The sequence below is a fragment of the Corynebacterium lemuris genome (assembly GCF_024919295.1).
Taxonomy (GTDB): Bacteria; Actinomycetota; Actinomycetes; order Mycobacteriales; family Mycobacteriaceae; genus Corynebacterium; species Corynebacterium lemuris.
Genome location: NZ_JANWTC010000005.1, coordinates 27,484 through 50,021 on the forward strand (window position 1 = coordinate 27,484; position 22,538 = coordinate 50,021).

18 protein-coding genes are annotated in these 22,538 nt (G+C 67.4%); 8 read left to right on the top strand and 10 right to left on the bottom strand.

The window, feature by feature from the left end; all coding sequences use genetic code 11:
- Positions 1-3: 3 nt before the first annotated feature.
- A complete protein-coding gene (locus tag NYP18_RS08145; RefSeq protein WP_259427691.1) occupies positions 4-582 on the bottom strand; it encodes a CarD family transcriptional regulator in 579 nt (192 codons plus the stop codon).
- A 191-nt stretch (positions 583-773) separates the two neighbouring features.
- On the opposite strand from NYP18_RS08145, the gene NYP18_RS08150 reads away from it, so the two are divergent.
- From NYP18_RS08150 to disA, 3 genes are all read left to right on the top strand, one after another.
- Positions 774-1,355 (top strand): hypothetical protein, encoded by a 582-nt coding sequence (locus tag NYP18_RS08150; RefSeq protein ID WP_259427692.1) that lies wholly within the window; start codon positions 774-776, stop codon positions 1,353-1,355.
- A 69-nt stretch (positions 1,356-1,424) separates the two neighbouring features.
- Positions 1,425-2,843, top strand: a complete 1,419-nt coding sequence (gene radA, locus NYP18_RS08155; protein WP_259427694.1) for a DNA repair protein RadA — start codon at positions 1,425-1,427, stop codon at positions 2,841-2,843.
- A 71-nt stretch (positions 2,844-2,914) separates the two neighbouring features.
- Entirely contained in the window at positions 2,915-3,982 is a 1,068-nt protein-coding gene (gene disA / locus NYP18_RS08160) for a DNA integrity scanning diadenylate cyclase DisA (RefSeq protein WP_259427695.1), read from the top strand.
- A gap of 10 nt (positions 3,983-3,992) precedes the next feature.
- Here disA and NYP18_RS08165 read toward each other — a convergent pair whose 3' ends face one another.
- Entirely contained in the window at positions 3,993-4,682 is a 690-nt protein-coding gene (locus NYP18_RS08165) for a hypothetical protein (RefSeq protein WP_259427696.1), read from the bottom strand.
- Between the two features lie 65 nt (positions 4,683-4,747).
- Complete coding sequence (locus NYP18_RS08170; protein WP_259427697.1) at positions 4,748-5,371, bottom strand: carbonic anhydrase; 624 nt, start codon at positions 5,369-5,371, stop codon at positions 4,748-4,750.
- A gap of 64 nt (positions 5,372-5,435) precedes the next feature.
- On the opposite strand from NYP18_RS08170, the gene NYP18_RS08175 reads away from it, so the two are divergent.
- Complete coding sequence (locus NYP18_RS08175; RefSeq protein ID WP_259427698.1) at positions 5,436-6,302, top strand: HhH-GPD family protein; 867 nt, start codon at positions 5,436-5,438, stop codon at positions 6,300-6,302.
- On the opposite strand, the gene NYP18_RS08180 is transcribed toward NYP18_RS08175, so the two are convergent.
- Together NYP18_RS08180 and NYP18_RS08185 are read right to left on the bottom strand one after the other, a co-directional pair.
- The gene (locus NYP18_RS08180) at positions 6,281-6,451 is read right to left on the bottom strand and encodes a DUF4236 domain-containing protein (protein ID WP_259427700.1); all 171 of its coding nucleotides are present in this window, start codon (positions 6,449-6,451) and stop codon (positions 6,281-6,283) included. The genes NYP18_RS08175 and NYP18_RS08180 overlap by 22 nt on opposite strands.
- 182 nt (positions 6,452-6,633) lie before the next feature.
- Positions 6,634-9,348 carry an ATP-dependent Clp protease ATP-binding subunit gene (locus NYP18_RS08185; RefSeq protein ID WP_259427701.1) on the bottom strand — a complete coding sequence of 905 codons (2,715 nt, stop codon included), beginning with the start codon at positions 9,346-9,348 and terminating at the stop codon, positions 6,634-6,636.
- A gap of 206 nt (positions 9,349-9,554) precedes the next feature.
- Between NYP18_RS08185 and NYP18_RS08190 the strand changes: the two genes are divergently transcribed.
- Positions 9,555-10,982 carry a GuaB1 family IMP dehydrogenase-related protein gene (locus NYP18_RS08190; protein ID WP_259427702.1) on the top strand — a complete coding sequence of 476 codons (1,428 nt, stop codon included), beginning with the start codon at positions 9,555-9,557 and terminating at the stop codon, positions 10,980-10,982.
- Positions 10,983-10,992: 10 nt separating this feature from the next.
- Here NYP18_RS08190 and NYP18_RS08195 read toward each other — a convergent pair whose 3' ends face one another.
- The 3 genes from NYP18_RS08195 to NYP18_RS08205 form a co-directional block, all read right to left on the bottom strand.
- Positions 10,993-12,456, bottom strand: a complete 1,464-nt coding sequence (locus NYP18_RS08195) for an MDR family MFS transporter (protein ID WP_439648074.1) — start codon at positions 12,454-12,456, stop codon at positions 10,993-10,995.
- A gap of 83 nt (positions 12,457-12,539) precedes the next feature.
- A complete protein-coding gene (locus NYP18_RS08200; RefSeq protein WP_126119818.1) occupies positions 12,540-12,665 on the bottom strand; it encodes a methionine/alanine import family NSS transporter small subunit in 126 nt (41 codons plus the stop codon).
- Positions 12,666-12,668: 3 nt separating this feature from the next.
- On the bottom strand, positions 12,669-14,243 hold the full coding sequence (locus NYP18_RS08205; protein ID WP_259427704.1) for a sodium-dependent transporter: 1,575 nt from the start codon (positions 14,241-14,243) through the stop codon (positions 12,669-12,671).
- 204 nt (positions 14,244-14,447) lie between these two features.
- Here NYP18_RS08205 and NYP18_RS08210 point away from each other — a divergent pair, with 204 nt between their 5' ends.
- Positions 14,448-16,448, top strand: coding sequence for a hypothetical protein (locus NYP18_RS08210; protein ID WP_259427705.1), 2,001 nt, complete (start codon positions 14,448-14,450; stop codon positions 16,446-16,448).
- Positions 16,449-16,657: 209 nt separating this feature from the next.
- Positions 16,658-18,574, top strand: a complete 1,917-nt coding sequence (locus NYP18_RS08215) for an MFS transporter (protein ID WP_259427706.1) — start codon at positions 16,658-16,660, stop codon at positions 18,572-18,574.
- Between the two features lie 82 nt (positions 18,575-18,656).
- Here NYP18_RS08215 and lysS read toward each other — a convergent pair whose 3' ends face one another.
- A complete protein-coding gene (gene lysS, locus NYP18_RS08220; RefSeq protein WP_259427707.1) occupies positions 18,657-20,249 on the bottom strand; it encodes a lysine--tRNA ligase in 1,593 nt (530 codons plus the stop codon).
- 127 nt (positions 20,250-20,376) lie between these two features.
- Between lysS and NYP18_RS08225 the strand changes: the two genes are divergently transcribed.
- On the top strand, positions 20,377-21,150 hold the full coding sequence (locus NYP18_RS08225; protein ID WP_259427708.1) for an SPFH domain-containing protein: 774 nt from the start codon (positions 20,377-20,379) through the stop codon (positions 21,148-21,150).
- A 69-nt stretch (positions 21,151-21,219) separates the two neighbouring features.
- On the opposite strand, the gene NYP18_RS08230 is transcribed toward NYP18_RS08225, so the two are convergent.
- Positions 21,220-22,401, bottom strand: coding sequence for an NO-inducible flavohemoprotein (locus NYP18_RS08230; RefSeq protein ID WP_259427709.1), 1,182 nt, complete (start codon positions 22,399-22,401; stop codon positions 21,220-21,222).
- Between the last annotated feature and the right edge of the window lie 137 nt (positions 22,402-22,538).

The following is a 22,538-nucleotide window of genomic DNA, read 5'->3' on the forward strand; positions in this document are numbered from 1 at the left end:
CTCCTACTTGTCGTCGTCTTCGTCGTCGAAGGTCAGGTCGTCCAGGTCGACGTCGATGTCGCCGTCCCCGGCATCCGCGGCGTCCTCCGGATCCACCTCGACGTGGGCCTCTACCTTGGTGAGGAACTCGTCGGCCTTCTTCTCGTCGACGGTGTCCGCCAGGGCCAGCTCACCGACGAGGATCTGACGGGCCTTGGCCAGCATGCGCTTCTCGCCGGCGGACAGCCCACGGTCCTGGTCGCGGCGCCACAGATCGCGCACGACCTCGGCGACCTTGTTCACGTCGCCGGAGGCAAGACGCTCCTGGTTTGCCTTGTAGCGGCGGGACCAGTTGCCGGCCTCCTCCACGTCCGTCTCGCGTAGCACGCCGAAGACCTTCTGCAGCCCCTCCTCGCCGACGACATCACGGACGCCGACGAGCTCCGCGTTCTTGGTCGGCACACGGACGATCAGGTCAGACTGGTTGATCTGCAGAACCAGATACTCCAGTTCCTCCCCTCCCATCACACGCTTCTCGATGTCAGCGATCACGGCGGCGCCGTGATGCGGATAGACAACGACATCCCCGACCTTGAAATCCATTCCCACTCCTCTGGTGCGGTAGACGGCACACTAGACCACGCATTCTACCACGCTCTCCACCAGCACTTATCGACACCCTGCCCCCACCCCCGACTCCCCCCGCCGCCACGAACGTGTTCGACGGGAACTGTGTGCCGGGGGGCTGGAGAGACTAAGGTAGGCTGCTGAAACAGCATCACGAACTTGAACTGATGGAGGACACCCCCGTGAAGTCCCTGAAGTCGGCCGCCCGTCGCGGCGGCATCATCTCCGCCGCCGCCCTGTCCGCGCTGGCACTGGCCTCCTGCTCTGCAGGCCAGGTAACCCAGACCGCCTCGCAGGTCGCTGCAGTCAACGGCGCGGAGGGCAACTCCGAGGACGGCACCGTGGTTGTCCGCGACGTCACCATCATGGTGGATCATGAGGGTGAGGCCGCCCTGAAGTTCACCGCCGTGAACCAGGACACGACCATGACTGAGCACACCCTCGAGTCCGTCGAGGTCGACGGCACCCCCGTCGACATTGAGTCCACCACCCTCGCCCGCGACTGCGTCCTCGTGGCGGATTCCGCCGCCGGCCTGGAGGCCACCCCCCAGGCTGAGGGCATCGGCTGCATCGAGTACGTCGAGGCCTCCCTGCCGAACGACAACTTCGCCTACGCCGGCAATGTCCCCGTCGTCTTCACCTTCGACTCCGGTGAGATCGCCGTGGACGCCACCGTGTCCGCCCCGCAGCTGCCGGCCGGCAGCTTCGACCGCGAACCGGGTGCAGAGTCCGACTACAGCCTGAACTAGTCGCCATCATCACCGACGCCCGGACTCCCGACAGGGAGTCCGGGCGTTGTGCGCTCTAAGGTGGTGTCCATGGCGCGTAAACCCCGGTCCGTCCACACCTGCTCCGAATGCGGCTACTCCTCCCCCAAATGGCTGGGGCGTTGCCCGGAGTGCGGATCCTGGGGCACCCTCGTGGAATCCGCCGTGGCCCCGAAGAGCGGTTCCGCCGGTGCCGCCGCCGTGGCTGCGGTCTCCGGCGCTGTCCCGCAGGGTCTGACCCCCACCACCCCGGCCACCCCCATCACCCGGATCAGCGGCACCGCCGCGAGTTCCGTGCCCTCCGGTATCGGTGAACTCGACCGTGTCCTCGGTTCCGGTGTGGTGCCCGGTTCCGTCGTCCTCATGGCCGGTGAGCCCGGCGTGGGTAAGTCCACCCTCCTGCTGGAGGTGGCCAGCCGCTGGGCCTCCCAGCCCGCCGCCGACGGGCAGGGTACCCGCAAGGCGCTCTACGTCACCGCGGAGGAATCCGCCGGTCAGGTCCGGGTGCGCGCTGAACGCACCAACGCGCTCAAGGACACCCTGTACCTGGCGGCCGAATCCAACCTGGACATCGTCTTCGGGCATGTGGAACAGCTCAAACCCTCCCTCCTGATCGTCGACTCGGTGCAGACCATGCACGCCTCCGGGGTGGAGGGGGTCGCGGGCGGAGTGGCCCAGTCCCGCGCGGTCACCGCCGCACTGACCACCCTGGCCAAGACCTCCGGGATCCCCATCCTGCTGGTCGGGCATGTGACCAAGGACGGCAACGTCGCCGGCCCGCGGGTGCTCGAGCACCTGGTGGACGTGGTCCTCAACTTCGAGGGTGACCGGCAGTCCTCCCTGCGCATGCTGCGCGGCATCAAGAACCGCTTCGGCGCCACCGATGAGGTGGGTTGTTTCGAGCAGACCGCCGACGGCATCCGGGAGGTCCCCGACCCCTCCGGGCTGTTTCTCTCCCACCACGGCCACACCCCGGACGGTTCAGCGGTGACCGTGGCCATGGACGGCGTGCGTCCCCTGCTGGCCGAGGTGCAGGCCCTGACGGTGGACCCGGTGGCCAAGAATCCCCGCCGCGTGGTCACCGGCCTGGACACCAACCGGGTGCCCATGGTGCTGGCCGTGCTGCAGGCCCGGGCAGGCGAGCGCACCAACGAGAAGGACGCCTACGTGGCCACCGTCGGCGGGGTGCGCATCACCGAGACCGCCACCGACCTCGCCGTCGCCCTGGCCACCTGGTCCTCGCTGCATGAGCAGCCGCTGCCGGAGAAGACCGTCGTCATCGGCGAGGTCGGGCTGGCCGGGGAGCTGCGGCGGGTGCCCAACCTGGGCCGCCGCCTCGCGGAGGCCGCCCGCCTGGGATACGAGTACGCCGTCGTGCCCGCCGGGGAGGAACTCAGCGTCAAGGGCATGCGCATCGCGGAGGCCACCACTCTGCGGGAGGCGATCAACCTGGTCTCCCCGCGCAGGTGAGCGGCCGGCAGCGGGCGTAGTTGACGGTCGGCGCAGGGGACCGGCGCAGCGCAGCGCTACAATTACCCCCCATGACGCCTGCCTCCAGCACCCCCGCGCCCGCCACCCTGCGGGAGACCCTCCAGCACCTGGCCCCCGGGACCGGGCTGCGTGACGGACTCGACCGGATCGTGCGCGGACGCACCGGTGCCCTCATCGTCCTCGGCGACGGACCCGAGGTCATCGACCTGTGTGACGGCGGCATCGAATTCGACGTGCCCTTCGCCCCGACGCTGCTGCGTGAACTGTCGAAGATGGACGGCGCGGTGATCCTCTCCGATGACGGTTCCCGGATCCGGCGGGCCAATGTGCAGGTCGTGCCCTCCCCGGGTTTCCCCACCTCGGAGAGCGGCACCCGCCACCGCTCCGCCGAGCGCACCGCGCTGCAGTCGGGGCGTCCGGTCATCGCGGTGAGCCAGTCGATGAACGTGATCACCCTCTACGTCGAGGGGGCGCGTTATGTCCTGGACAGCCCGGAGACGATCCTCACCCGCGCCAATCAGGCGATCGGCACGCTCGAGCGCTACCGCACCCGGCTGGACCACGCGAACCAGCGTCTGTTCGTCTCCGAGATCAACAACTACGCCACCGTGTCCGATGTCGTGTCGGTGATGCAGCGGGAGCTGCTGGTCAAACGCGTCGGTATCGAGCTGGACCAGAACGTCCTCGAACTGGGCACCGACGGCCGTCAGCTCAACCTCCAGCTGACGGAGCTGCGCGGCGACAATGACCGGCAGATCGACCTGCTCATCCGCGACTACCTGGTGGCGGAGGGCCCGCCCTCGGACGAGGCCGTGGGTGAGGCGACCCGGGCGCTGGATGAGCTGGGTGACGCGGACCTGCTCAAGCCCACCAATGTGGCCCGGATCCTGGGTCTGCCGGCCACGGAGGAGTCACTGACGCAGTGGATCGTGCCGCGCGGCTACCGGGTGCTCAGCCGGGTGCCGCGGGTGCAGATGTTCCTCAAGCACAAGATCATCACCGCGCTCGGTGACGTCAAGGCGCTGCTGGCCGCCTCCGAGGAGGAGCTGGCCGGGATCGACAACGTGGGTACCCTGTGGGCCCGTCACGTGCATGAGGGCCTCAACCGTCTGGTCTGAGCCGGCGGACCTAGCCCAGGTTGAAGGTGTGGGCATCGGAGGGGTTGTCCCCGATGACGGCGTGCAGGAAGAAGGCGCCGGTGCCCACGTTCTGCCGGTTGCTGCACTGCCCGGGCTGGGAACCCAGCCGTGACCACACGGCCTGGAAGCGGCGTTCATCACCGGCGGGGAAGGTCTCCTCACCGGTGAGGATGGAGGGGAAGCAGTCGGTGTCGGCCCACACGCGCGCGTTGGACTCCAGGTCGTAGACCTCGAAGCGCAGTTCATCGTCGTCGAGGTTGATCTCGCAGTCGGCGTCGGTGGGGTTGGTCACCGTCATGTAGAAGGTGGGTTGGACGTCATCCCCGTAGGAGGGCCGGTCGGAGGAGGCCGCGATCCGCAGGTCAGGCAGCTCGCAGATGTCCTTGCCCTCGGCGCTGGGCTCCTCGCTTGCTGACGCCCGCGTGCTCTCGCTCTCCTCCGCCGCCTCTTCTTCCGAGGTGGTCTCCGAGGTCTCCGAGACCTCGGTCGTGTCGGTGGCAGCGGCCGCTGCAGCGGTCGTCTCCGTCGGGGAGGCCGGGGTGGGGTCGTCGGAGCCGCGGTTGGCGAAGGACACCAGACCCCAGACCAGCAGCGCGACGAGGACCAGGATGATCGCGGCCGCGGCGACGCGACGGCGGACGTAGATCTCTTCGGGGAGTCGGGGGCTGCTGTTGCTCACGCCCACCACTCTAATTCCCGGGGTCCGCGGAAGGGGTACCTCAGCTCCCCGCGTGTCCTGCCCGCCTACTGCACGCCGTCGGCGATGACGAGTTCGGTGGAACCGTCGGAGAGCAGGTAGCGCAGGCCGACGATGCCCGCCCGGCCGTCGGCGATCCGCTTCTGCAGCGGGGCGAGCCGGTGCTTGATCTGCATGACCACCTCAATGATGTGCTGGCGTTCGAATCCCGGCAGGGTGTTCATGCCGCGGGCCCGGGCCTCGAGGATGGAGGGGGCGACCTTCTCGATGAGGATGCGCTCCAGGCCGTTGGGGATGTTCCCGCCGGACAGGGCCTCGGCGGTGGCGGCGACCGCACCGCAGGACTCGTGCCCCATGACCACGACGAGTTCCACGCCGAGACTCTTGATGGCGTACTCGATTGAGGCGAGCACGGCCGGGTCGAGGATCTCCCCGGCGGTGCGGACCACGAACAGGTCACCGAGGCCGACGTCGAAGATCAACTCGACGGGGACACGCGAATCGGAACAGGAGAGGACCACGGCGCGGGGGTTCTGGCCGCGGCGCAGCTCCGTCCGGCGGAGGATGTCCTGGTTGGGGCGTTCCTGCTGCTGGAGAACGAATCGTTGATTTCCGGCCTGCAGTGCTTCCCAGACGGCCTGGGGGTTGTCGGCGACATCTTTCATTGGCATGAGCGCAATTGTTCCAGACTCCGCCGCCCGGGTGCGCACATGACCTGTCCTAGACTGGTCGATCATGTCTGTTTCTTCTGTGCTCGCCTGGTTTGACCGCAATGAACGCCCCCTCGCGTGGCGGGAACCGGGCACCGGCGCATGGGGGATCCTGCTCAGCGAGGTGATGAGCCAGCAGACCCCCGTCGCCCGGGTGGAGCCGGTGTGGCGGGAGTGGATGGCCCGGTGGCCCGATCCGGCGGCCTTCGCGCAGGCCTCCCCCGCGGAGGTGCTGCGTGCCTGGGGCAAGCTGGGCTACCCGCGCCGGGCGTTGCGCCTGCTGGAGTGCGCGCAACAGATCGTGGAGCTTCACGACGGCCGCGTCCCCGAGGACGTCGATGAGCTCCTCGCCCTGCCCGGCATCGGTGACTACACCGCCCGCGCCGTGGCGTGTTTCGCCTACGGGCAGAACGTGCCGGTCGTGGACACCAACGTGCGGCGGGTGCACCGTCGCGCGGTGGAGGGGCGCTATCTGGCGGGGACGGCGTCGAAAAGCGAGCTGGCGGCGGTCGCGGCGTGGCTGCCGCAGGACGGGCGGGGACCGCGCTTCTCCGCGGCGCTGATGGAGCTCGGTGCCCTGGTGTGCACCGCGGGTGCTCCGGAGTGCGGGGTGTGCCCGCTGCGCAGCCGCTGCGCGTGGGTCGCGGCCGGCAGTCCACCGCCCAGCGCGGAGGAACTGGCGAAGAAGAAGGTGCAGAAGTTCCTCGGCACCGACCGGCAGGTCCGCGGGAAAATCATGGATGTGCTGCGCGGGGCGGACACGGCGGTGCCGCAGTCCGCGATCGACGTCGTCTGGCCCGATGCCGCGCAACGCTCACGCGCCCTGTACTCCCTGCTGGAGGACGGACTGGCGGAACAGGACGAGCGCGGTTACTTCCACCTGCCGCGGTAGTTCAGTCCACCGGGCAGCTTCACCCAGATCCCGCCGCGGCTGTTGACGGTCACCGGCCCGATCCGGGTGGAGGCGGAGGCCCCGGAACCGGAGAGGTTCAGCCAGCTGTTCTTCCCCAGCTTCTTTCTCCTGCGGAAGGTGATGCCCACTATCCCCACGCTCCTCAACTGGTCACCCGGTGGTATTGCCCCGATTATAGGACGCCCGGCCTCCGGAGTGGAGGTGCTCGGAGCCGGGGATACCTCCGCGCGCAGAACAGAGCCCGCCCCCCTTTCCCGGGGTTGCGGGGAAAGGGAGGGCGGGCTCTACGGTGCCCTGTCGGCGGGTGAACCTACGCCTGGGGCTGTGCGCCGCCTGCGCCGGCCGGGCCCTCATCGGTGCCGGCGGTGGACAGGTCGTCGGTGATCTCCGGGACGTCCGGGATCACGGTGTCCTCCTCAACATCGCGGATCGCCTCCGCAGCCTCCGGGGACATCTCCGAGAAGGTACCCTCCGGCAGCGGCTTCGGGCGCGGTGTGAACGTGAACTTCGCAGAGTCGGTGTTCTTGTCCTCACCGTCCCAGCCGTCGACGTCGACGGTGACGATCTCACCGGCACCGAGCTCGCCGAAGAGGATCTTCTCACTCATCACGTCCTCGATCTCACGCTGGATGGTGCGGCGCAGCGGACGGGCGCCGAGGACCGGGTCGAAGCCACGTCGGGCCAGGAGTGCCTTGGCCTTGTCGCTGAGCTCGATGCCCATGTCCTTGGCGGCCAGCGCCTTCGCGACGCGGCCGATGAGCAGCTCCACCATCTGGACGATCTGCTCACGGGTGAGCTGGTGGAAGACCACGATCTCGTCGATACGGTTGAGGAACTCGGGGCGGAAGTGCTTCTTCAGCTCATCGTTGACCTTGTTCTTCATGCGCTCGTACTGGGCGTCGGAGTCCGTCTCCGAGGAGCCGGTGAAGCCCAGGCCGACGGCCTTCGAGATGTCCTGGGTGCCCAGGTTCGAGGTGAAGATGAGCACCGTGTTCTTGAAGTCCACGACACGTCCCTGGCCGTCGGTGAGACGACCGTCCTCGAGGACCTGCAGGAGGGTGTTGTAGATCTCCTTGTGGGCCTTCTCGATCTCATCGAAGAGCACAACGGAGAAGGGCTTGCGGCGGACCTTCTCGGTGAGCTGGCCACCCTCCTCGTAACCGACGTATCCGGGGGGAGCACCGAACAGGCGCGAGGCGGTGAAGCGGTCGTGGAACTCGCCCATGTCGATCTGGATGAGGGCGTCGTCGTCACCGAAGAGGAACGCGGCGAGCGCCTTGGACAGCTCCGTCTTGCCCACGCCGGAGGGGCCGGCGAAGATGAAGGAACCGGAGGGACGCTTCGGGTCCTTCAGACCGGCACGGGTACGGCGGATCGCACGGGAGACGGCCTGGACGGCCTCTTCCTGGCCGATGATGCGCTTGTGCAGCTCATCCTCCATGCGCAGCAGGCGGGAGGACTCCTCCTCGGTCAGCTTGAACACCGGGATACCGGTCCAGGCACCGAGAACCTCTGCGATCTGCTCCTCGCCGACCTCGGCGATCTCCTCGAGATCACCCGAACGCCACTGCTTCTCCTTCTCGGAGCGCTCCTCACCCAGCTTGCGTTCCTTATCACGCAGACCCGCGGCCTTCTCGAAGTCCTGGGCGTCGATCGCCGCCTCCTTCTCACGGCGGACGTCGGCGATGCGCTCGTCGATCTCGCGCAGACCCTCCGGGGCGGTCATACGCTTGATGCGCATGCGGGCGCCGGCCTCATCAATGAGGTCGACGGCCTTGTCCGGCAGGAAACGGTCGTTGATGTAGCGGTCCGAGAGGTTCGCCGCGGCAACCAGGGCACTGTCCGTGATGGAGACACGGTGGTGTGCCTCGTAGCGGTCACGCAGACCCTTGAGGATCTCGATGGTCAGCTCGACGGAGGGCTCCGGGACCTGGACCGGCTGGAAACGACGCTCCAGGGCGGCGTCCTTCTCGATGTGCTTGCGGTACTCGTCGAGCGTGGTCGCTCCGATGGTCTGCAGCTCACCGCGGGCCAGCTTCGGCTTGAGCAGTGAGGCGGCGTCGATCGCGCCCTCGGCGGCACCCGCACCCACCAGGGTGTGGATCTCGTCGATGAACAGGATGATGTCGCCGCGCTGGTTGATCTCCTTGAGCACCTTCTTCAGGCGCTCCTCGAAGTCACCGCGGTACCGGGAACCGGCGACCAGGGAACCCAGGTCCAGGGAGTAGACCTGCTTGTCCTTGAGGGTCTCCGGCACCTTGCCGTTGACGATGTCCAGGGCCAGGCCCTCGACCACCGCGGTCTTACCCACACCGGGCTCGCCGATGAGGACCGGGTTGTTCTTCGTGCGGCGGGAGAGCACCTGCATGATGCGCTCGATCTCCTTGCCACGGCCGACCACCGGGTCCAGCTTGCCGTCGCGGGCGGCCTGGGTGAGGTTGCGGCCGAACTGGTCGAGCACGAGGGAGCTGGAACGCTCGCCCGGACCGCCCTGACCCGGCTGACCGCCACGGGCGGCACCGGTGCCGGCGCCGACCGGACCGGAGCCCGCTTCGGGGGTGGCCTCCGGGTTCGCACCCTGGCCGCCTTCGTAACCGGAGAGCAGCTGGATGACCTGCTGGCGCACGCGCGGCAGGTCAGCGCCCAGCTTCACCAGCACCTGGGCGGCCACGCCCTCACCCTCACGGATGAGGCCGAGCAGCAGGAACTCGGTACCGATGTACTTGTGCCCCATCTGCAGCCCCTCGCGGAGCGAGAGCTCCAGGACCTTCTTGGCGCGGGGAGTGAAGGGGATGTGGCCGGTGTGCGGCTGGGTGCCGTGGCCGATGATCTCCTCGACCTCCTGACGCACGGCATCCAGCGAGATGCCCATGGATTCCAGGGCCTTCGCCGCCACCCCCTCGCCCTCATGGATGAGGCCGAGCAGGATGTGCTCGGTGCCGATGTAATTGTGGTTGAGCAGCCGCGCTTCTTCCTGCGCCAGAACAATGACGCGCCGCGCCCGGTCGGTGAACCGTTCAAACATGTCGTTACCCCTAACCTTTGTGCCTAACTTGTCATCCACTCTAACGCGCGGACGGGCCAAACTATTTGCACTCGAATTCCTCAAGTGCCAACTTATGCATATATCTGCAGGTCAAAGGCATGTACGCCTTTAGCGAACAGGCCAGGAACCGCCCATGATGATGGTTCCGGGCGACGAAAATCAGCCGGACTTGTAACCTCGGCCACATGCGCTTCCTCAACGAGTCCACCCCACACCATGAGCTGACCTACGCGGACGTGTTCATGGTTCCCTCCCGCTCCGAGGTCCGCTCCCGCCTTTCGGTCGACCTCTCCACCGATGACGGTTCCGGGACGACGATCCCGGTTGTCGTCGCCAACATGACGGCCGTCTCCGGCCGGCGGATGGCGGAGACCATCGCCCGCCGCGGTGGCCTGGCGGTCCTCCCGCAGGATGTGCCCGCCGAAATCGCCGCGGAGACGATCAGGCGGGTCAAACAGTCGCATCTGGTCTATGACACCCCGATCACCGTGAAACCGCACCACACCGTCGGCTACGCCCGGAACCTGCTGCACAAACGTGCCCACGGGGCGGCGGTGGTGGTGGATGAGGAACGCCCGGTCGGGTTGATCACCGAGCGGGACCTGCTCGACTCCGACAACTTCACCCAGGTGCGGACGCTGATGTCCACCGCCCTGCTCACCCTGCCGGAGGGCATCTCCCCGCAGGACGGTTTCAATGCGCTGGTGACCGCCAGCCGGAAACTCGCCCCGGTGGTCGACGCCGAGGGCCGTCTGGTGGGGATCTTCACCCGGTCCGGGGCCCTGCGGTCCGCGGTCTACCACCCCGCCGCCGACGACGCGGGCCGACTGCGGGTGGGGGCGGCGATCGGCATCAACTCGGACATCGAGGGCGACGTCGCCACGCTTGCCGACGCCGGCGTCGACGTCCTCGTCGTGGACACGGCGCACGGCCACCAGGAGTCCATGATGGAGGCGCTGTGGCGGGTGCGCGCGTGCGACATCGGTGTGCCGGTGGTGGCCGGCAACGTGGTCACCGCCCAGGGGGTGCGGGATCTCGCGGAGGCCGGGGCGGACATCATCAAGGTGGGTGTCGGTCCGGGCGCGATGTGCACCACCCGCATGCAGACCGGGGTCGGCCGGCCGCAGTTCTCGGCGGTGCTGGAGTGTGCCGCAGCGGCCCGGGAGATCGGTGCACACGTGTGGGCCGACGGCGGGGTGCGTGATCCCCGGGACGTGGCTCTCGCGCTGGCGGCCGGCGCCTCGAATGTGATGATCGGCTCCTGGTTCGCAGGCACCTTCGAGTCCCCCGGTGACCTGCACACCGACAGCCGGGGCCGGATGTACAAGGAGTCCTTCGGCATGGCCTCCCGGCGTGCGGTGGAGCGCCGCAACGTGGAGGCCGGGGCCTTCGAGCTGGCGAAGCGGGCGATGTTCGAGGAGGGGATCTCCAGCGGGCAGATCCACCTCGACCCGCGCGACGGCGGCGTCGAGCACCTCGTCGACCGCATCACCTCGGGAGTGCGTTCAGCCTTCGCCTACGCCGGGGCGGCGGACCTGGCGTCCTTCCGGAGCCGCGCGGTCGTCGGGGTGCAGTCGGCCGCGGGCTTCGCGGAGGGCATGCCGCGGGGCTGATCAGACCGGATCAGGCGGCCTGGCCCTCCTCCTGCTGCTCCTCGGCGACCTTGGTCACGAAGGGGCTGGCCACCAGGACCAGGATGGCGAAGACGCCGGCGAGGAGGAAGGAGGTGTGGGCGCCGTCGGCGGTGGCCTGCGCCACGCCCGCACCGCGGTCCAGGGAGGCCTGCGTCCCGGCGGTCAGCGCGGCGATGAGCACCGCGGTGCCCGCCGCGCCCGCCAGCTGCTGCAGGGTGTTGAGGATCGCCGAGCCGTGGCCGTAGAGCCGCGAGGGCAGGGAACCCAGAGCAGTGGTCATCAGCGGGGTCATCATCAGCGCCAGCGCCGCGGAGAATACCAGGTGCATGGAGATGACCAGGGTGATGGAGGAGGACTCGTCGAGAAGCGTCATCCACCACGTGGCGGCGGTGAGCAGGACCGCGCCCGGGATGAGCAGCGGACGCGGGCCGACCGAATCGTAGAGCCGTCCGATGAAGGGGGCGACCAGGCCGGAGAGGAGTCCACCGGGCATGACCAGCAGACCGGTGACCAGCGGGGAGACGCCCAGGGAGTTCTGCAGGTAGATCGGCAGGACCATGACCACGCCCAGGAGGGTGCCCATCACCAGCAGCGCGGTGACCACGGAGACGGTGTAGTTGCGGATGGTGAAGGGGCGCAGGTCCAGCAGCGGGGCCTCAAGGCGCAGCTGGCGCCACACGAACAACGCCAGCGCGAACACGCCGACCACGGCGAGGATGACCGCCGTGCGGGGCTGGGACGCCAGGGAGCTCAGGGCGTAGACGAGACCGCCGAAGGCGAGGGTGGCCAGGACAACGGAGAGCGGGTCGAAGGGCGCGCGGGAGGTCTCGCCGATGTTGCGGATGAACACCGCACCCACGATCAGCGCGATGACCACCAGCGGCACGACGAGCCAGAACAGCCAGTGCCAGGTGAGGCGGTTGAGGATGAAACCGGAGACCGTCGGGCCCAGCGCCGGGGCCACGGACATGACGATGGAGATCACGCCCATCACCGAACCGCGGCGGTTGGCGGGCACCACGGTCAGCGCCACCGTCATCAGCAGCGGCATGATCAGCGCGGTACCGGTGGCCTGGATGATGCGGCCGGTCAGCAGCACGGCGAAGGTCGGGGCCGCGGCAGCCACCATGGTGCCGATGAGGAAGCTGATGATCGCGACCAGGAAAACCTGGCGGGTGGAAAAGCGCTGCATCACCCAGCCGGTGGCCGGGATGACCACGGCCATGGTGAGCATGTAGCCGGTGGTCAGCCACTGCGCGGTGGTGGCCGGGACGTCGAAGTCCGTCATGATCGCGGGCAGGGCGACCGACAGGATCGTCTCGTTGAGGAACATCACCAGCGCTGAGCCGACCAGCACGGTGAGGATGATCTTCACCTCGGCGGGGAGGCCCGGCGCGGGGTGCGGTGCCGGGTTCTCCGAGGTGGTCGGCGCAGGGTTATGGGTGGTACTCACTGGGGAAGCCTTCCGGAACGTCCTTGAGGAAAGACGTTCACTGTAGCTCTCAGGGGCGTCTCAGGCCACCCGGCCCCCGGGGGTTACTCGTCGATGGGGGAATCCTGCAGGTTGTCGGGGTATTTGCGCAGGCGGATGATGCTCCAGGCCAGCCCTCCCCAGAGGACACCGGCGGAGAGGACGAACACGGTGATGGCGATGGGGGTCATGGTCTACTCTCCCTTGACGTGGTGGTAGCTGGTGTCGTTGAGGTCGAACTGTTTCTCCGGGTCGTAGTCCTCGGCGAAGGGGCGGCGGTAACGGGAGAAACTCAGCAGCAGTGAGGCCACCGCGACGACGGCGAGCATGGCCCAGCCGGCGGTCAGGAGGAACCAGGTCGGGTAACCGCCGTAACCGTCGACGATGTAACTCCACGTGCCGGTGATGAAGATGACGATGAGGATGGCCGGGGTGACCACCCTGATCATCAGGCTCCACAGGCGGCCGACGCGCAGGGAACTGACCGCGTTGAGGTGGGCGGCCAGCGTCGGCAGGATCTTCGTACCCCAGCCGAGGGCGAGGATCATCGCGATGGCGGAGGCCACCACGCCGACGTTGTTGATGAAGGCGTCGACGACGTCGAGGATGCTCAGGCCCGCGGAGGTGGAGTAGAGCGCCAGGGACAGCGCGCCGGTGGCCAGGCCTGCGGCGATGGCGCTGCGGGCGGTGGACCAGCCGGTCTTGTCCGCCACTGAACCGATGACCACCTGCATCAGCGAGAGCAGGGAGGTGAAGCCCGCGAAGGCGAGGCTGAGGAAGAACAGGACGCCGATGATCTGGCCGCCGGGCATCTCCGAGAGCAGGGTGGGGAAGGTGATGAAGGCCAGCCCCACGCCGGTGATGCCCTCCAGCTCTGCGACGGTGGTCGCCTGGCGGTTGGCCAGGAAGCCCAGGGCGGCGAAGACACCGACTCCGGCGAGCAGCTCGAAGCTCGTGTTGGAGAAGGCCACCACGACACCGGAACCGGTCAGGTCACTCCGCTTCTTCAGGTAGGAGGAGTAGGTGAGCATGATGCCGAAGGCGATGGAGAAGGAGAAGAAGATGTGGCCGTAGGCCGCGATCCACACCGTCGGGTCGGCCAGCGCCTCCCAGCTCGGGGTGAAGAAGGTGTTCAGGCCGTCGACCGCGCCTGGCAGGGTCACACCGTAGATCACGATGATGAGGAAGAGCACCACCAGGGCGGGCAGGGTGATGCGGTTGGCCAGCTGCAGGCCCCTGCGCAAACCGAGGGCCGCGAAGATGATGATGCCCAGCCAGATCACCGCCAGGGAGAAGAAGATGGCCGGCACAACGGTGGGGGTCACACCCGGGTCGGTCGCCTTGAGGAAGTCCACCGCGAAGAAGGTGGCGGCATCATCTCCCCAGGACTGGCGCAGCGAGAACCAGACGTAGCACAGGGCCCAGGCCAGGATCGCGGCGTAGTAGGAGGAGATGACGAAACAGATGATCGCCTGCCACCAGCCCAGCGGCTCCAGCTTCCTACTGATGCGTCGCAACGCCAGCGGCGGGGCCGCGCGGAAGCGGTGACCGACGGCGAAATCGAGGAAGAGGATCGGCAGGCCGGCGGTGAACAGGGCGATGAGGTACGGGATGAGGAAGGCTCCACCACCGTTCTCATAGGCAACGCCGGGGAAACGCCAGATGTTGCCCAGGCCGATCGCGGAGCTGATGGCCGCGATGATGAACGCCGGTCGGCTGCTCCAGCTCTCCCGGGTCTTCGGCCGGGCGGATTGGGTCTGACTTGTCATTGCCCGTGGGTCTCCTCACGCCGGTGACCGGCTGTCTACTGGCTGCCGACGCTCCGGTTCGCGGCACCCGCTCGGTTGCGGGGCGCTTCAGCCATGGAGGTAGCTTAAATCACCTTGTGCTCCGCGTGTGAGTGCGGTGGTGCCTGTCCCGGGACTCAACAGCGTTCCGGGGCGGGACGCAGGCCACTGACCTACCCTGAGCCAATGGAGTCCGTACCCGAACTACTGTCCCTCATCCGTCGGGGCGCCGGGACGCCCGTGTCCCTGACGCTGTCGGTGCCCCACGCGGAGGAACCCGCCGGCCGCTACGGCTGGGTGATGGCACCGAAGCTCTTCGCGCTCATCGACGCCACCGGGCTCACCGTCCACCGCTCCCCCGCCGGTGTGCACGCGTTACGGGATGGGGATGATGTCCTGCGCGGCAGAGGTCAGGACCGGTGGCTCTTCCAGGGCCGGGACATCCCCGCCCATGCGAAGATCGACGACCTGGCGGTGTTCAGCCCGACCGGTTGTTTCCTCGACCAGGAGCGGCTCATCCGGGAGATGAACCTCATTGATGCGCAACCCGACCGGATCACTGTCGGTGAGATCGCGGGGCGGGAGACCTGGGTCGTGCCCAGTGCCGCCCACAGCCGCTTCGCCGAGGAGGATCACCCCCGCCTCATCGAGATCGACCGGGAACACGGGACGCTGCTGGCGGTGGAGACTGACCGGGAACGGGTGGAGGCCGCCACCGTCTCCTTCCCCGCCGACTTCCCCGGTATCGCCTGGGAGGGCCCGGCCACCGACTGGCGGACGGAATGGGACGGACAGCGCGCCGACCTTGAGGAGTCGGTCCAGTTCCCGCCTGCGGAGGAGATCCCGGGGTTGCTGGAGCAGCTCCCACCGCACCCCACGGACCCGCGGCGACTGCGGATATACATCGGTGACGGTTCCCTCGAGGGCGCCTACCCGCAGTACCGGGTGGGTCGCTCCGAACGCCTGCCCCTGGCCTTCCGCCTCACCTCCCCTCCCCTGCCGGAGCTGCTGAGCACCCGGCGCGGCTGGGTCCGGCACGTGGGGGAACCACTGCCCGATCCGCACTGGCCCGTGATCTTCAGCGGCGACGGCTGGTCGGGCTACGCCCTCCTGCCCACACCGGTCCGGCAGGAGGCGGAGCTGGAGGGGTGGTTCGACTATTCCGCCTGGGACCCGGACTCGGGCGGGAATGATGTCCGGGTGGAACGCATCTATGTCTCTCTGGGTGTCTATTCCGACCCGCAGCGGGTGTGGCAGGAGGTCGAGGACACCACCGAGGCCTACCGCGGTGAAGAGATCGGGCTGCGGGATGTGGTTCTCGACGTCACTCTCGACGGGGCGGTGCCCCCACCCCTGGTACCCGAACTGTTCCGCCCCGGCACGAAACATGTGGAGGGATCCCACCTGTGGATCAGGGACTGGGCCTGCCCGGTGCTGCGCTGCTGGGATCTGCGGACCGGTGACTACCGTGGCCAGACTCTGGTGCCGGTCTCAGTGCGGGATGCCCATTTCCTGCGGTTCGGGGCAGGTGTCGTCCACAGTGAGCAGGGCGCCTGGCGCCTGTCCCCCGGTTCCGCAGTGACAGTCGCAGTCCCGGACTGGGCTCCCCCAGATGAGGAGGTTGAACCGGAGGTCCCTCCGCCTGTCCCGGAACCGTGGGAGATCGACCATCACTTGTCGGATGGGCTGTATTCCCTGGTCATGCTGACCGAGGACGGTTCCCGCACCGCGTTGGGACGGCGGGATGGGGACGGGAGGATGGAGGTCTGCCCCATGGACACCGGTGGTTTCACCATCAACCAGGCCACCCGCGTCGGGGACCGGTATTTCGTCGACTGCTGGCAGCTCCATCTGGTCATCGGTCCTGATTTCCGGGTCGAGTCCGTGGAGCAGAGCACGATGGATGACATCCCCTGGCGGTGGTCCGCCGAACACGGTGTCGCCGTGCAGAGTGCGGGTCCGGAAGTGAGCTTCGTAGAGCAGGACACCGGCCGGGAGATCACCCGGTGGGCCGTCCCTGCAGGGCACTTCGTCGACGTCCGGATCGATTCCCCCACCCGTTTCGTAGTGCTCGTCCACCCGGAGGGTGCTGAGCGGTGGGAGCGGCCCACACCTACCGGGGTGGCGGAATTCGACGGGACGAGCTGGGCAACCGTCGAGTTGGAGGAGGCGCCACCGGAGATCTGATCACCTGCCGGAGACCATCAGGCCCTGGTTCCACGTGGAACCAGGGACCGGCACAGTATTTGACACTTCAACAAATCAGGTGCTATCATATTGAGCCCGATGGCCCATACGGGCCCGGAAATCGATGACACGACACGGTAGGGATCCCTGCGGAATCTCCTGACACGGCACTGAGCGATTTTTTACCAGCCGAAATGTCAGGAGGACCCTTGACGCATACCCAGACCCCACCCGTGCAGTCACCGAAGCGTATTCCCTGGATGATTGCCGTCGCGGCAGCAGCCGCCTTCCTCGCCACCTTCAATGAGACTTTCCTCAACGTGGCCTTCACACCGATCATGCAGGACTTCCAGGTCGACGTGAACACCGTCCAGTGGCTGACCACCGGTTACCTGCTGGTCGCCGCCGTATTCGTGCCGGTCGCCAACGTCCTGTACCACCGCTTCCCCACCCGCCAGCTCTTCGTCGCCGTCGTGGCGATCATGGTCGTCGGCTCGGTGATCGGCGCACTTGCACCGTCATTCGGGGTGCTGCTCATCGCCCGACTGCTGCAGGCTGTCGGCACCGGTCTACTCACCCCGATCGGTATGAACGTCACTCTGGCGGTCTCCCCGCGTGAGAAGCTCGGCCAGAACATGGGCATCATGGCCGCGATGACCACCCTGGGCCCGTCCCTGGCCATCGTCCTGTCCGGCGTCCTGCTGACCGTCGCACCGTGGCAGACCCTGATGTGGGTCTTCGGCGTCCTGACCCTCCTCGTCCTGATCGCCGGTGCCGTCATCCTGCGCAACGTCGCAGCACTCGGCCGCCCTGTCCTGGATGTCCTGTCCTTCCTCCTCGTCGCAGTGGGTCTGATCGGCATTCTCTACGGCGCGTCCTCCGCATTCGGCGGCTCCGCCATATATGCGGGAATCTCGTTCATCGTCGGCCTGGTCGCCCTGTGGCTGTTCGTCCTCCGTCAGCGCCGTATCGAGAACCCGCTGATCGATCTGCGGCCCTTCTCCAGCACACCGTTCGTCATCGGCGTCCTCATGACCATGCTGGGCCTGGTCTTCGTCTTCGCCATGAACGTCACCATTCCGCTGTTCCTGCAGGGGGCACGGGACATGGATCCGCTCGGCGCCTCCCTGACCCTGGCACCGGGCATCCTGCTCACCGTCGTCCTGGGACCGATCGCGGGCAAACTGTTCGACCGTCACGGTGGCCGCTGGTCCATCCCGCTGGGCTTTACGATCATGGCCGTCTTCGTCACCCTCGTCGGTGTCGCCGCAGGTCAGGACTCCATCCTGCTGTTCGGTGTCCTCTACGTCCCCGCGGTCCTGTCCACCGCATTCGTGATCGGGCCCTCCCAGACCTTCGCCCTGTCCAGCCTGGACCGCGAGACCAGCCCGCACGGTGTCACCGTCGTCTCCACCAGCTTCCAGATCGCCGGCAGCGTCGGCACCTCCCTGGCCACCGGTATCTACGGTGCCGTCGCAGCCTCCCGGGCATCCGGAGGTCAGGTGGAATCTCTGCTCTCAGGTTTCCGCGGTTCCGTCGGGCTGGTCGTCGTCACCTCCGCCATCGGTATCGCCCTGGCGTTCCTGGCCTACCGCAGGAAGGCTGCGGCCGGGGTCGTCGAGTCCACCGCGCCGCAGACGAACGCCGTCGAGGCCATCATGAAGACCGACGTCTACACCCTGTCCTCCGACCAGACCGTGCTCAGCGCACTGCAGACCTTCACGGAGCGGGGCTTCTCCGGTGCGCCGGTCATGCACAAGGACGGCTCCCTGGCGGGCTTCATCTCCGACGGTGACGTCATGCGTTACCTCTCCGCCACCCACCCGTCGTCGACCTCGATCTACTCCTTCGCCATCGGCGCAGAAGATGACCTCGAGCAGGCAATGACCGACCTGGGCAGCCTCAACGTGCTGAAGCTGGCCACCCGCGACGTCCTGACCATCGACGCCGACGCCTCCGTCGCCGACGCCGTGGCCGCGCTTTCCGACGCCCACATCAAGAAGGTTCCCGTCCTCCGCGGCAGCAGGGTCGTCGGCATCGTCAGCCGTTCCGCCATCAACCGCATGGCCATCGCCAACTACCTGAACTCCCGCGGGCAGAGCCTGCAGCCAGCCGCTGTCGACTGACCCCACCCCGGCAGCGAAGAAAACCCTGTGATCATCAGATCACAGGGTTTTCCTCATGGGCCAGGACGCTGGTTGCCGGAACCTACTTCTGCTCGGGCTTGACCAGCGGGAACAGCACGGTCTCGCGGATACCCAGGCCGGTCAGGGCCATGAGCAGGCGGTCCAGCCCCATGCCGCAACCGGCGGTGGGCGGCATACCCTGCTCCATGGCGGCGAGGAACTCCTCGTCGAGCACCATGGCCTCCTCGTCGCCGCCGGCAGCCAGACGGGCCTGGTCCTCGAAACGCTCGCGCTGGATGATCGGGTCCACCAGCTCGGAGTAGCCGGTGGCCAGCTCGAAGCCGCGGACGTAGAGGTCCCACTTCTCGGTCACGCCCGGCTTGGAGCGGTGCTGACGGGTCAGCGGGGAGGTCTCCACGGGGAAATCCTTGACGAAGATCGGACCCTGCAGCTGGTCCTCACAGAGGACCTCCCAGATCTCCTCGACGAGCTTGCCGTGGCCCCAGCCGCCGGCCTTGGGGACGTCGAGACCGACGACGTCGGCAAGCTTCTTGAGCTCCTCGACGGTGCTGTCGATGGTGACCTCGGGCTGGCCCGGGTACCGGCGCTGCAGCGCCTCGTTGAGGGAGGGGTACATCTCGATGACCGGCCACTCGCCACCCAGATCGAATTCCGTGCCGTCGACCCAGGTCACCGTGGTGGAACCGAAGACCTCGAGGGCGACCGACTGGACCAGTCCCTGGATCATGCGGGCGCCGTCGGTGTAGTCACCCCAGGCCTGGTAGGTCTCCAGCATGGCGAACTCGGGGCTGTGGGTGGAGTCGATGCCCTCGTTGCGGAAGTTGCGGTTGACCTCGAAGACGCGCTCGAGACCACCGACGACGGCCCGCTTGAGGAAGAGCTCCGGGGCGATACGCAGGTAGAGGTCGATGTCCAGGGCATTGGAGTGGGTGACGAAGGGGCGGGCCGCGGCACCACCGTGCAGGGTCTGGAGCATCGGCGTCTCGATCTCGTGGAAACCCTCGGACTCGAGGTGGTGGCGCAGGGCACGCATCACCTTGATACGGGTCATCGCGTTCGTGCGTGCCTGCTCCCGCATGATCAGGTCGGTGTAACGGTGGCGCACGCGGGTGTCCTCGCCCATCTCGGCGAAGGTCACCGGCAGCGGGCGCAGCGCCTTGGCCGCCATCTGCCAGGAGGAGGCCATGACGGAGAGCTCACCACGGCGGGAGGCGATGACCCGGCCCCGCACGGAGATGAAGTCACCCAGGTCGACGTCGGACTTCCAGGAATCGAGGGACTCCTGGCCGACCTCTGCGAGGGAGAGCATGGCCTGGACCTGGGTGCCGTCGCCGGCCTGCAGGGTGGCGAAGCAGAGCTTGCCGGTGTTGCGCATGAAGATCAGACGGCCGACGACCGCGACCTCGGCGTCGGTCTCCTCGCCTGGGGCGAGGTAGGTCACGCCCTCACTGTCCTCAGCGGTCTCCCCCTCCGGCACGACCACGAACTTCTCCCGCAGATCATGCAGGGAGATGGTGCGGTCGACGGTCACGGGATAGGGCTCGATGCCGGATTCGAGCAGACGGGCACGCTTTTCTCGGCGGATGCGCAGCTGCTCGGGAAGATCGGTGCCGGAATCGGCCTTGCTTGCCTGGGAATTCTTCTGCTCGCTCACGCTCACCAAGGTTAGTCCATGGGGTCACCTGCTGCGGAAACGGGCACCCGGTGCACAGAGGTGTGGAAATCCGATTCCGTCCGAATTAATCTGGGACGAGATTTTCCCACCCCGAGAGGTTTCCGCCATGCCCACCACCACAACCACCATCGAGGCTGCCGGATCCCCCGGGAGCGAGGTTGATTTCGCGGAACGTCCCGCACGGACGGCGGGTCCCCGACGGGCCGGCATCGTCATCGTCCTCGCCGTCCTCATCCTTCTCGGCAGCATCGGGCGGATCATCTGGGGCCTCCAGCTCGGGGACACCATCCGCGTCGTCCACGGCATGGTCGGGCTCGTCATCACCTCGGTACTTGCGGCCACGGTGCGCGTCACCGCCCACGGCGATGCCCAGGTGGTCCGGTTCTTCGGCCACTACCTGGGGACCAGCCGGCGCACCGGGATGTCACTGCTCCCGCCGCTGACCTGGTCCACGAAGGTCAGTGTGCGCGAACGGGAGCTGACGACCGGCCAGGTCGAGGTCAACGGCATCGACGGTGATGTGGTGCGGGCCCGGGCGGACATCACCTGGCGGGTCGCCGACACCGCCCGGGCCACCTTCGCGGTCGATGATGCCGAGGGCTTCCTCTGTTCCCGGGCGGAGACCGCACTACGTCAGGTCGTCGCTGCACTCCCCCGCGCGGAGCTCTCCCGCGGGCTTGCCGACACCCTCTCCGCCCGCGTCGCCGCCGCCGGCCTGGTGGTCATCAGCGCCGAGGTCTCTGTCCTCTCCACTTCCCCCGGGACCACCCGAGTTGTCGAGGTAACCCTTGATCGGCTGGCGGCGGAGCAGCTGCTGGAGCTGGCACCGGGGCGTCGCGAAGCACTGGTCGCGGAGGTTGTGGCGGAGCTGCGGGAATAATGAGGAGACCCGCTGCAGGAGCCCCTGGTCGGGGTCCTGCAGCGGGTTCATCCGTGACCGATTGATGCGTTAGTTCAGCAGCCAGTCGTTCGGGGAGAAGAGCTCGAAGCGGACGGACTTCGGCGCCTTGTCGTCGGGCAGCTTCGCCAGGTCATCGCGGACGGCCTGGAGGAAGGCGTTGCCGCCGCAGAGGTAGACGTCGGCGCCGGCGAGGTCGTGCTGGGCGACGTCGACAAGCACACCTTCGGTGCGGTAGCAGGCCTCGGCCTTCACGTTCGGCAGCCGCTCCAGGAGAGTGGAGGTGTGGGCCCGCTGGGCGTGCAGCGCCTCAGAGTCATCGGCGTGCAGGTACAGGGTCGGGCGGTCGGAACCGGTGCGGGCCAGGTAGCTGAGCATGCCGACCATCGGGGTGGAGCCGATGCCGGAGGACACCAGGACCAGCGGATCCGCACCCTCACCGCTGTCGAGCACGAGGTCGCCGGCGGCCAGGGTGGCCTGGATGGTGTCGCCGACCTGGACCTTCTCGCGCAGGTGGGTCGAGACCTCACCCTCGGTCTCCACGGCGATGGTGTAGCTGCCCGGACGCTGGGCGATGATGGAGTACTGGCGCAGCTGGCGGGCACCGTCCGGCAGGACGACACCGATGGAGGTGTACTGGCCCGGCAGCGGCTTGCTCAGGTCGCCCTCGAGGACATAGACGGTGACCTGGTCGGAGATCTCGTCCTTCTCCACGACCTTGACCTCACGGAATACATCACCCGGCTTGACGCCATCGGAGGCGTAGAGCTCCTTCTCGTAGGTGATCAGGACGTCCGCCATGATCCAGTAGACCTCGCTCCAGGCTGCGGCAACGTCCTCGGTGACGACATCCGCACCGAGCACCTCGACGATCGCGGCGAAGAGGTTCTCGTAGACGATCTGGTACTGGTCCTCGGTGATGCCGAGCGAGACGTGCTTGTGGCCGATGCGCTTGAGCAGGTCGAGCGGGTCCGGGGCATCCGGGTTGACCAGCATGGAGGCGAAGGTGGCGACGGAGGCGGCCAGGGCCTTCTGCTGCTCGCCGGACTTCTGGTTGCCGCGGTTGAAGGTGTTGGCCAGCAGCTCCGGGTGATTGCCGAACATGGTCCGGTAGAAGGTCTTCGCGATGGTCCCGATGTTCTCGCCGACGGCCGGCAGGGTGGCCTTGATGATCGCCTCGTTCTCAGGCTTCAGCTTGCGGTCGCGGGAGGTGGGCTCAGTGGTGACGAACAAGGGTGTCTCACTCCTATGTGGGTGGTCAGCAATCAACTGGATCCGATTTTAAACATGTTTTCCCGTGTTTAATAGCCGGTCCAGTGAGATTTACCTCACATTTAATCCCAGAATGTGAGTGATGATCCACCTTCATG

Excerpts from the sequence above, each read along its gene's own strand:
- NYP18_RS08170 (WP_259427697.1), bottom strand. The coding sequence starts at position 5,371 with ATGCCAATGAAAGATGTCGCCGACAACCCCCAGGCCGTCTGGGAAGCA.
- NYP18_RS08205 (WP_259427704.1), bottom strand. The coding sequence starts at position 14,243 with ATGACAAGTCAGACCCAATCCGCCCGGCCGAAGACCCGGGAGAGCTGG.
- NYP18_RS08190 (WP_259427702.1), top strand. The coding sequence starts at position 9,555 with ATGCGCTTCCTCAACGAGTCCACCCCACACCATGAGCTGACCTACGCG.
- radA (WP_259427694.1), top strand. The coding sequence starts at position 1,425 with ATGGCGCGTAAACCCCGGTCCGTCCACACCTGCTCCGAATGCGGCTAC.
- NYP18_RS08145 (WP_259427691.1), bottom strand. The coding sequence starts at position 582 with ATGGATTTCAAGGTCGGGGATGTCGTTGTCTATCCGCATCACGGCGCC.
- NYP18_RS08175 (WP_259427698.1), top strand. The coding sequence starts at position 5,436 with ATGTCTGTTTCTTCTGTGCTCGCCTGGTTTGACCGCAATGAACGCCCC.
- NYP18_RS08185 (WP_259427701.1), bottom strand. The coding sequence starts at position 9,348 with ATGTTTGAACGGTTCACCGACCGGGCGCGGCGCGTCATTGTTCTGGCG.
- NYP18_RS08210 (WP_259427705.1), top strand. The coding sequence starts at position 14,448 with ATGGAGTCCGTACCCGAACTACTGTCCCTCATCCGTCGGGGCGCCGGG.
- disA (WP_259427695.1), top strand. The coding sequence starts at position 2,915 with ATGACGCCTGCCTCCAGCACCCCCGCGCCCGCCACCCTGCGGGAGACC.
- NYP18_RS08200 (WP_126119818.1), bottom strand. The coding sequence starts at position 12,665 with ATGACCCCCATCGCCATCACCGTGTTCGTCCTCTCCGCCGGTGTCCTC.
- NYP18_RS08225 (WP_259427708.1), top strand. The coding sequence starts at position 20,377 with ATGCCCACCACCACAACCACCATCGAGGCTGCCGGATCCCCCGGGAGC.
- NYP18_RS08150 (WP_259427692.1), top strand. The coding sequence starts at position 774 with ATGGAGGACACCCCCGTGAAGTCCCTGAAGTCGGCCGCCCGTCGCGGC.